At 74.7% G+C, this 1649-nt stretch carries 2 protein-coding genes; one reads left to right on the top strand and one right to left on the bottom strand.

What is annotated here, in order from left to right:
* A partial coding sequence (locus RIF68_RS36055) for a HAMP domain-containing sensor histidine kinase (RefSeq protein ID WP_309055876.1) occupies positions 1–773 on the top strand: 773 nt, incomplete at its 5' end.
* Here the strand turns inward: RIF68_RS36055 and RIF68_RS36060 are convergent.
* Positions 760–1649 (bottom strand): VWA domain-containing protein (locus RIF68_RS36060; RefSeq protein WP_309055878.1); only part of this gene is annotated, 890 nt, incomplete at its 5' end. The two genes, RIF68_RS36055 and RIF68_RS36060, sit on opposite strands and share 14 nt — an antisense overlap.

Raw genomic sequence — 1649 nt, forward strand, 5'->3', positions numbered from 1 at the left:
GGCCCGTCCACGAGATGACCGCCCGCGCCCGGCGCCTCTCCGAGCGGACCCTGCACGAACGCCTCGCCGTCCGCGGCCCCGACGACGAACTGAAGGAGCTCGGCGACACCGTCGACGCCCTCCTCGGACGCCTGGAGACGGCCTTCGACAGCCAGCGCCGGTTCATCGCCAACGCCTCCCACGAACTGCGCACCCCGCTCGCCACCCAGCGCGCCGCCCTTCAGATCGGGGTCGACGACACCTGCGAGGTCAAGCAGATCCTCCTCGACACCAACCGGCACAGCGAGCGCCTCATCGACGGCCTGCTGCTGCTCGCCCGGGGCGAGGGGGGCCTCGCCGAGCGGGAGGACGTACGCCTCGGCGAGGTCGCCCGCGAGGAGTACGAGGACTCCGTCGTCGTCACGGACGGGGTCGTCAGCGGCAGCCGCGTGCTCCTCGGGCAGCTCGTGCGCAACCTCGTCGCCAACGCCCGCGCCTACAACGTGCCCGGCGGCCTCGTCGCCGTCCGCGTCGACGGCGGCGTCCTCACCGTGACCAACACCGGCCCCGTCGTCCCCGGGACCGACGTCCCCGGCCTCTTCGAACCCTTCCGGCGCGGTGAGGGCCGCGACCGGACCGGCCCCGGAGCCGGCCTCGGCCTCTCCATCGTCCGGTCCGTCGCCCACGCCCACGGCGGCCACGTCACCGCCCGCGCCCGCGACGCGGCGGACGGCGGCGGCCTGGTGGTGACGGTGACCCTTCCGGCCGCCGTCACCCCTCCTACAGCTCGGTGAGGTCCGCGAGCAGCTTCCGGTAGAACGCGGTGTGCGCGGTGGCGGACGGTTCCGGGCCGGCGAAGTACGTGGCCGTACGGGGCGACTCCAGCTTGCGCAGGTAGTCGAAGGCCTTGTTGTCCTCCTCGCCCCAGGCCACGAACCGCCAGTGCAGCGGGCGGTCCGCCGCCGCGGCCAGGGCCTCCGTGGCGGCGGTCTTCGACTCCGGCGCGCCGTCCGTCTGGAAGATCACCAGGGCCGGGGCGGCCGGGTCCGTCTTGGCGTGGTGCGCGAGGACCTCCTCGACGGCCCGGTGGTAGTTCGTACGGCCCAGGCGGCCGAGCGTCCCGTTGATCTCCTCCACGCGGGTGGGGGAGGTGGTGGCGGGCGTCAGCTCCACCGTGCCGTCGACGTCCGTCGAGAAGAACACGGCCGTCACGGTCGCCTCCTCGTCCAGGTGCGCGGCGAGCGCGACCGCCTGCTCGGCGAGGCGCTGCACCGACCCGTCCTTGAAGTAGCCGCGCATCGACCCGGAACGGTCCACGACCAGGTACACCCGCGTCCGGGCCCCGGCCAGCCCCTGCTTGCGCAGGACGCCACCCGCCGCCTTGTACGCGTCGGCGAGGTGTGGCGCCGCGGCCTTCACCTTCGCCAGGGTCATGGCGGGACCCGCCTCGCGCGGGGACGCGGCGGGCGCGTCGTCCCCGGCCGCCGAGCCGGCCGGGTCCTGCTCCTCGGCCGCCGAGCCGGCCGGGTCATGCTCCCCGGCCGCCTCTGTCGCTGCCGGTTCCTCTGCCGCTTCCGGTGCCTCGGTCGCCTCCGCCGCTTCCGGCTCCTCCGGCTGCTGCTTCCCGGCCGTTTCCTGCTTCTCTGCCGCTTCCGGTGCCTCGGTCGTCT

Origin of the sequence: Streptomyces sp., from assembly GCF_031178505.1 — a bacterium.
Classification (GTDB): Bacteria; Actinomycetota; Actinomycetes; order Streptomycetales; family Streptomycetaceae; genus Streptomyces; species Streptomyces gulbargensis.